General features: G+C 66.4%; 6 protein-coding genes. All 6 read left to right on the forward strand.

Annotated elements, in window-relative coordinates; all coding sequences use genetic code 11:
- Positions 1-4: 4 nt before the first annotated feature.
- Genes RAD16_RS38620 through RAD16_RS38645 form a run of 6 tightly spaced genes read left to right on the forward strand, consistent with a single transcriptional unit; the run spans position 5 to position 6,219 of the window.
- Positions 5-715, forward strand: a complete 711-nt coding sequence (locus tag RAD16_RS38620) for a DUF1028 domain-containing protein (protein ID WP_458163105.1) — start codon at positions 5-7, stop codon at positions 713-715.
- Positions 712-1,701 carry an ABC transporter ATP-binding protein gene (locus RAD16_RS38625; RefSeq protein ID WP_326897018.1) on the forward strand — a complete coding sequence of 330 codons (990 nt, stop codon included), beginning with the start codon at positions 712-714 and terminating at the stop codon, positions 1,699-1,701. Before RAD16_RS38620 ends, RAD16_RS38625 begins: the two co-directional genes overlap by 4 nt.
- Positions 1,701-2,801, forward strand: a complete 1,101-nt coding sequence (locus tag RAD16_RS38630; protein ID WP_458163106.1) for an ABC transporter ATP-binding protein — start codon at positions 1,701-1,703, stop codon at positions 2,799-2,801. The genes RAD16_RS38625 and RAD16_RS38630 overlap by 1 nt, the downstream gene beginning before the upstream one ends.
- Before the next feature lie 26 nt (positions 2,802-2,827).
- Complete coding sequence (locus tag RAD16_RS38635; protein WP_458163107.1) at positions 2,828-4,351, forward strand: ABC transporter substrate-binding protein; 1,524 nt, start codon at positions 2,828-2,830, stop codon at positions 4,349-4,351.
- 31 nt (positions 4,352-4,382) lie between these two features.
- Positions 4,383-5,324, forward strand: coding sequence for an ABC transporter permease (locus tag RAD16_RS38640; protein WP_458163108.1), 942 nt, complete (start codon positions 4,383-4,385; stop codon positions 5,322-5,324).
- Between the two features lie 4 nt (positions 5,325-5,328).
- Positions 5,329-6,219: an ABC transporter permease gene (locus RAD16_RS38645; protein WP_458163109.1), complete on the forward strand. Its 891-nt coding sequence runs from the start codon at positions 5,329-5,331 to the stop codon at positions 6,217-6,219.
- The last annotated feature ends 187 nt before the right edge of the window (positions 6,220-6,406 follow it).

A 6,406-nucleotide genomic window follows, 5' to 3' on the forward strand; every position in this document is an offset into this window, starting at 1 on the left:
GCACATGACCTGGTCGATCATCGCGCGAGACCCTGGCACCGGCCAGTTCGGCATTGCGGTAGCGACCCGCTTCTTCGCCGTCGGCGCGCGCGTGCCCTATATCGCGGCCGGCGTCGGCGCGATCGCGACCCAGGCCTTCGTCAACCCCTATTACGGCATCGATGGCGTCAAGCTGCTACGCGAGGGCCTGAACGTCCATGACGTTCTCGCCACCCTGCTCGCGACCGACGACGGCCGCGAGAGCCGGCAGATCCACATCATGGACGCCAGCGGCGCGATCGCCGCGCATACGGGGCGCGATTGCATCGACTGGTGCGGCCACATCGCCGGCAGCGGTTTTTCGATCGCCGGCAACATGCTCGCGGGCGCCGACGTGCTCGACGAGACCGCGAAGACCTACATCGCCAATGACAGCCTGTCTTTCCCGCGCCGCCTGCTCGCGGCGATGCGGGCGGGCGAGGCCGCCGGCGGCGACAAGCGCGGCAAGCAGTCGGCCGCGCTGCTGATCCACGGCGAGGAGGAATGGCCGGCGCTCGACATCCGTGCCGACGATCATCCCGATCCGCTCGGCGAGCTCGAGCGGCTCGAGCGTGTCAGCCAGGAGCTCTGGGTGCACTTCCGTCCCTCCATGCCGACGCGGCAGAATCCGTCCGGCAACACCGATCGCAGCGTCATCGAGGCCACCATCGCCGCGGCACGGGCAAAACAATCATGAGCGCAAGTCCTCTCATCGAGATCAAGGACCTGCGCATCCGCTTTCACGGCGACGACGGCCGCATCACCCACGCGGTCGACAGCGTTGATCTCAGCGTCGCCAATGGCGCCACGCTCGGCCTCGTCGGCGAGTCCGGCTGCGGCAAGAGCGTGACCTCGCTGGCCATCATGGGCCTCTTGCCGAAGCAAAGCGCGGAGATTTCAGGCGCGATCCGCTTCGACGGTTTTGACCTGCTGCAGACGCCGGACCAGACCCTGCGGGATCTGCGCGGCAACCGCCTTGCGATGATCTTCCAGGAGCCGATGACGTCGCTCAACCCGAGCTTCACCATCGGCGACCAGATCATCGAGACCATCCTGCGCCACCGCGGCGGCTCCCGCCGCAGCGCGCGCGAGCGGGCGATCGAGCTCTTGCGCCGCGTCCACATCCCCTCGCCCGAGCGGCGCATCGACGAATATCCGCACAAGCTCTCCGGCGGCATGCGCCAGCGCGTCATGATCGCGATGGCGTTGGCCTGCGATCCACGGCTGCTGATCGCGGACGAGCCGACCACCGCACTCGACGTCACCCTGCAGGCGCAGATCCTGGAGCTGATGCGGGAATTGAAGGCGGCGAGCGGCGCCGCGATCATCCTGATCACCCACGATCTCGGCGTGGTCGCCGAAGTCTGCGACGAGGTCGCGGTGATGTATGCCGGCGAGATCGTCGAGCGCGCGCCGGTGGACGAATTGTTCTCGGCGCCGCAGCATCCCTACACCGTCGGCCTGCTCGGCTCGATCCCGCGGCTCGACCACCGCGCCGAGCAGCTCGCAACCATCGAAGGCATGGTGCCGAACATGGCGCAGCCGCCCGCCGGCTGCCGCTTCGCCGCGCGCTGCCCCTTTGTGCTCGACGCCTGCACCAAGGCGCCGCCGCCGCTGGTCGAAGTCAGCCCGGGCCACCTCTCGCGCTGCATCCGCGCGCCGCTCGAACTGCTGGTGTCGTGATGGCGCTGCTCGAGGTCAAAGGCCTGGTCAAGCATTTCGTCGCCGAGCGCTCGCTGTTCGGCCGGGCGCTGGCGCATGTCAAAGCCGTGGATGGCGTTTCCTTCTCGCTCGAAGCCGGCAAGACGCTGGCGCTGGTCGGTGAATCCGGCTGCGGCAAATCCACCGTCAGCCGCCTGGTGCTGCGGCTGATCGAGCCCGATGCGGGCACCGTGCGGTTCGACGGCCGCGATCTCCTCGCGCTCGATGCCGACGCGCTCCGCAAATTCCGCCGCGAGGCGCAGATCATCTTCCAGGACCCCTACGCCTCGCTCAATCCGCGCATGACCGTCGGCCAGATCCTGACCGAGCCGCTGGCGCTGCACGATCTCGTCCCGCCGGCGCAGCGGCGCGAGCGGGTCGCGGACATCCTGCGGCTGGTCGGGCTGGAGCCGCGGCTGGAGCGGCGCTATCCGCACGAATTCTCCGGCGGCCAGCGCCAGCGCATCGCCATTGCCCGCGCGCTCGCGGTCGAGCCGAAGCTGATCATCTGCGACGAGCCGGTCTCGGCGCTCGACGTCTCGATCCGCTCGCAGATCCTCAATCTGCTGCGCGAGCTGCAGGACCGGCTGGGCCTCGCCTACATCTTCGTCTCGCACGACCTCGCCGTGGTCAAGCACATCGCCGACCATGTCGCCGTGATGAATCTCGGCCAGATCGTCGAGACGGCGGAGGCGGACGAGCTGTTCGCAGCACCTCGCCATCCCTATAGCCGCGCGCTGCTGTCCGCGATCCCCGTGCCTAAACCGCGGGCAAAGCGCAGCCGCATTGTGCTGCAGGGGGAGATCCCGAGCGCACTCAATCCGCCCACCGGATGCCGCTTCCACACCCGCTGCCCCTATGTGATCGAGCGCTGCCGCAGTGAAATGCCGCAGCTCACACCGGATGGCATCGGACATGCAACAGCCTGCCACCGAACGTCGGAACTGCCGTCCTCCGCGGCGATCGTCCCGTCCGACGGCGGTTTCTCGCCGGTCCTGGAAAAATTGGTCGCCGCCTTCAGCGGCGGCCCGGAAGCAGCGCGCGGCAGCGGGGTTAGTCCCTTGGGGACCGATCCCGTCTAACGGCGGCAAAACAGAGGTTGAGAGCGATGAGTTTCATGCGTTTGGCGATCCTGGCGTCGGCCCTGCTGACGTCGCTCGCGGGCACAGCCCAAACCCAAGTTCAAGCCCAGACCACCCTGCGCATCGGCATCGCCGAGGATCCTGACATCCTCGATCCCAGCATCGGCCGCACCTATGTCGGCCGCATCGTGTTCTCCGCCTTCTGCGACAAGCTGTTCGACATCGACGAGAAGCTCAACATCGTGCCGCAGCTCGCGCTGTCCCACGAGACTTCGGCCGACGGCAAGGAGATGACGATCAAGCTCCGGCCCAACGTCAAATTCCACGACGGCGAGCCGCTGGACGCGGAAGCCGCAAAGTTCTCGCTCGAGCGTCACATGACGCTGCCGACCTCGTTCCGGAAATCCGAGCTTGCCAGCGTCGACCATGTCGAGGTCGTCGATCCCCTCACCATCAAGCTGGTGCTCAAGACGCCCTACTCGCCGCTGATCGCCCAGCTCACCGACCGTTCCGGCATGATGGTGTCGCCGAAAGCGGCGAGGGAAGCCGGCGACAAGTTCGGGCTGCATCCGGTCTGCGCCGGCCCCTACAAATTCGTCGAGCGCATCCAGCAGGACCGCATGGTGTTCGAGAAGTTCGCCGACTACTGGAACAAGGACAACATCCATATCGACCGCGTCGTGTTCCTGCCGATCATCGATGCCACCGTGCGCCTCGCCAACCTCAAATCCGGCGGGGTCGACCTGATCGAGCGCGTGCTCGCGACCGACATCAAGGACGTCCGCGCCGACCCTCGCCTCGTGCTGTCGACGGCCCCGGAGCTCGGCTATCAGGGCCTCACGATCAACATCGGCAACGACAAGGCCAAGGGGCCGCTCAGCCAGTCGGCGAAGGTACGCCAGGCGCTCAGCCTGTCGCTCGATCGCGAGGCCATCAACCAGGTCGTCTTCAACGGCGAGTTCACACCCGGCAATCAATGGGTCAGCCCGACGCATCCCTACTATCAGAAGTCATTCCCGATCCAGGGCCGCGATATCGCCAAGGCCAAGGCGCTACTGAAGGAAGCCGGCGTCAGCCTGCCCGTGACCGTCGACTACATGGTGCCCAAGGGGACGGAGTACGAGGCCGTCGCCCAGGTCGTGCAGTCCATGGCCGCGGAAGCGGGATTCGACATCAAGGTCCGTGTGGTCGAATTCGCGACGACCTTCAAGCAGGCCCAGGCCGGCGAGTTCCAGATCTTCCAGATCAACTGGAGCGGCCGCATCGATCCCGACGGCAATTCCTACATCTTCATGCGCAGCAAGGCGCCGCAGAATGACGGTGTCTATTCGAACCCCGAGGCCGACAAGCTGCTGGAAGACGGGCGGGCGACCTCCAACGTCGAGGAGCGCAAGGCGATCTACCAGAAGCTGACCAAGATCCTGCTCGACGATCTGCCGATCATCTACATCTACCACCGCACGCTCCTGATCGCGCACACCAAGAAGCTCGACGGCTACCGGCAGATGCCCGACGGCCTCGTCCGCGTGGTCGGGCTGAAGTTCAAGTGACCACGGCTGCGCCCGGGACGCGATCCGAACCATGCTGAACTTCCTCGCCCGCCGGATCGCGCAGATCGTGCCGACACTGTTCTTCGTGTCGTTGCTGATCTTCTCGCTGCAGCAATTGCTGCCGGGCGATCCCGCATTGGTGATGGCCGGCGAGGAACGCGACCCGGCCGCGATCGAGCAGATCCGCAAGCTATACAAGCTCGATCAGCCGATCCCCGTGCAATATGCCTACTGGCTCAAGGGCGTGCTGTCGGGGAATTTCGGCGAGTCGCTGCGCAACAAGATGCCGGTGCGCGAGCTCATCGTGCAGAAGCTGCCGGTGACGCTCCAGCTCGGCTCGATGGCGATCCTGATCGCGTTCTTCATCGGCATCCCCGCCGGCATCGTCTCCGCGGTAAAGAAGGGAACCGCCTGGGACTATGGCGCCAATCTCTTCGCGCTCTGGGGCATCTCGACGCCGAACTTCTGGCTCGGGATTTTGCTGATCTTCCTGTTCTCGATCGAGCTCGGCTGGCTGCCGGCTTCCGGCTATGTGCCGCTTACCGAGAACTGGCGCGCCAGCCTCGCCGCCACCATCATGCCGGCCTTCGTGCTCGGCAATGCGATCTCCGCGATCCTGATGCGGCACACCCGCAGCGCCATGCTTCAGGTGCTGGAGAGCGACTATGTCCGCACCGCGCGCGCAAAGGGCCTGTCGGAACGCTCCGTCATCCTCAAGCACGCCATGCGCAACGCGCTGACGCCGATCATCACGCTCGGCGCGCTCGAGCTCGGCACGCTCCTCTCGGGCGCGGTGCTGACCGAGCAGATCTTCTCCATCCCCGGCTTCGGCAAGCTGATCGTGGACGCCGTGTTCAATCGCGACTACGCCGTGGTGCAGGGCGTGGTGCTGGTGACGGCCACGGTCTACATCACGCTGAACCTCGTGGCCGACGTCGCCTATATCCTCGTCAATCCGCGGCTGCGAGGCTAGAGCCATGACCGACGCCGCGCTGCCCGCCGCCCCCTCGACTGCACAAGCCTTTGAGCTCGACAGCCCGGCCCGCCGCGCCCGGCGGCGGCTCTTCAAGCGCAAGGCCGCCGTGTTCGGCCTTGTCGTGATCACGATGTTCATCGCGCTTGCACTCCTTGCGCCGCTCGTCGTGCCCTACGATCCCATTGCGACGAGCTGGAGCCTGGTGCGCAAGCCGCCCACCGCCGCACACTGGTTCGGTACCGACGAGCTCGGTCGCGACATCCTCAGCCGCGTTGTCTACGGCGCACGCGCCTCCCTGCTCGCCGGCCTGATCTCGGTCGCGATCGCGCTCGGCGTCGGCGTTCCTCTCGGCCTGCTTGCCGGCTATCGCGGCGGCTTCACCGATGCACTGATCAGCCGGATCACCGATGCGATGCTGGCCTGCCCGTTCCTGATCCTGGCGATCGCGCTCGCCGCGTTCCTCGGCCCGAGTCTCGGCAACGCCATGATCGCGATCGGCATCTCGGCCACCCCGATCTTCATCCGCCTCACGCGCGGGCAGGTGCTGAGCGTCAAGGCCGAGGACTATGTCGAGGCCGCCCGCGCCCTCGGCAACCCCGGCTGGCGGATCGCGTTCTCGCACATATTGCCGAACATCCTGCCGGCGCTGCTGGTGCAGGCGACGCTGTCCATTGCCGCCGCGATCATCGCCGAGGCCGCGCTGTCCTTCCTCGGCCTCGGTCAGCAGCCGCCGGCGCCGTCCTGGGGCAGCATGCTCAACGCGGCGCAGCGCTTCCTGACGCAGGCGCCGTGGATGGCGATCTGGCCGGGCCTTGCCATCTTCCTCGTAGTGCTGTCGCTGAACCTGCTCGGCGACGGCCTCCGCGACGCGCTCGACCCGCGCCAGCGGTAACGCCTGAGGGAAGAGACTCGCCTAGCGCGCCGACGGAGGTGCGTTCCCTCCCCCCTTGCGGGCAGGGGAATCGCATATGGAATTGCGGCCTCTATTGCGTTGTTTTGCAAGATGGATTCTGAGAACGACTCCCACGAGACGGAGGGAGTCGTATGGGCAAGCTCAGGAAGGCGTTTCGGCGATTGTC

Source organism: Bradyrhizobium sp. 18BD, from assembly GCF_054185225.1.